The sequence below is a fragment of the Paraburkholderia madseniana genome (assembly GCF_009690905.1).
Lineage (GTDB): Bacteria > Pseudomonadota > Gammaproteobacteria > Burkholderiales > Burkholderiaceae > Paraburkholderia > Paraburkholderia madseniana.
Genome location: NZ_VOSW01000284.1, coordinates 1 through 1,016 on the forward strand (window position 1 = coordinate 1; position 1,016 = coordinate 1,016).

Here is a 1,016-nt window from a genome sequence, read left to right on the forward strand (position 1 = left end):
GAGGAGGAAGAGGAAGAGGGGGAGAAGAGAAAGAAAGGAAGGAGAGGAGGAAAAGGAAGAAAAGGGAAAGAAGAGAGAGAGAGGAGAAAAGAAAGAGAAAGGGAGGGGGGGAAGGAAGGAAGAGGGGAGAAGAGAGGGGAAGAAAAGGGAAGGAGAAAGAAGGGAAGAAAAAAGGAAGAAGAGAAAGAGAGGAAAGAGGGGAGGGAGGAGAAGGAAGGAGGAAGAGGGAAAGAGAGAAGAAGGGGGAGAAAGAGGGGAAGAGAAGAGAGAGGAGAGGGGGGAGAGGGAGGAGAGGGAAAGAAAAAAGAAAGAGAGGAGAAAAAGAAAGAGAAGAAGGAAAAAAGGAGAGGGAGAAAAGAAAAGAGGAAAAGGAGGAGGAGAGAGGAGAAAAGGAGGAGAGGAGAGAGGAGAGAAAGGAGGGAGGGAGGGGAAGAGAGAGGGAGGGGAGGAGGGAGGGGGGGAAAAGGGAGAAGGAGGAGGGGGAGGAAAGGAAGGAAGGGGGGAAGAGAGGGAAGAAAAAAAGGGAAGAAGAAAGAGAGAAAAGGAGGAAGAAGAGAGGGAAGAGGAAAGAGGAGGGAGAGGGGAAGAGAGGGAAAAAGGAAAGAGGAAGGAAAAGGGGGAGGAAGGAGAAAGAAAGGAAGAGAGGGGGGAGAAAGAGAGAGAGGAAGAGGGGAAGGAGGGAAGAAGGAAAAAAAGAAGGAAGAGAGAAGGAGAGAAAAGGACAAAAGAAAGAGAGGAGGAGAGGGGAAGGAGAGGGAGAAAAAAGAGAGAGAAAAGAGAGAAGGAGGAGGAAGAGGAAGAGGGGGAGAAGAGAAAGAGAGAAAAAGGAAGAGAGGAAAAAAAAAGAGGGAAAAGGAGAAAAAAGGAAAAAAAGAAGGAAAAAGGAAGGAGGGAAGGAGAGGAAAAGGAAAGAGGAAAGAGAAGGAGGAAGAAAGAGGAAAAAAAGAAGGAGGAGGGAAAGGGAGGGAAAGGAGGAAGAAGAGGGGAAGGAGGAAAGAGAAGAGAAGGGGGAAAAA

Annotated in this window: 1 protein-coding gene; it reads left to right on the top strand. The window is 48.4% G+C overall.

Annotated features, from left to right (window positions below; genetic code table 11):
• Positions 1-1,016: hypothetical protein (locus tag FSO04_RS49135; RefSeq protein ID WP_199203124.1), on the top strand; the 1,016-nt coding region annotated here is incomplete at both ends.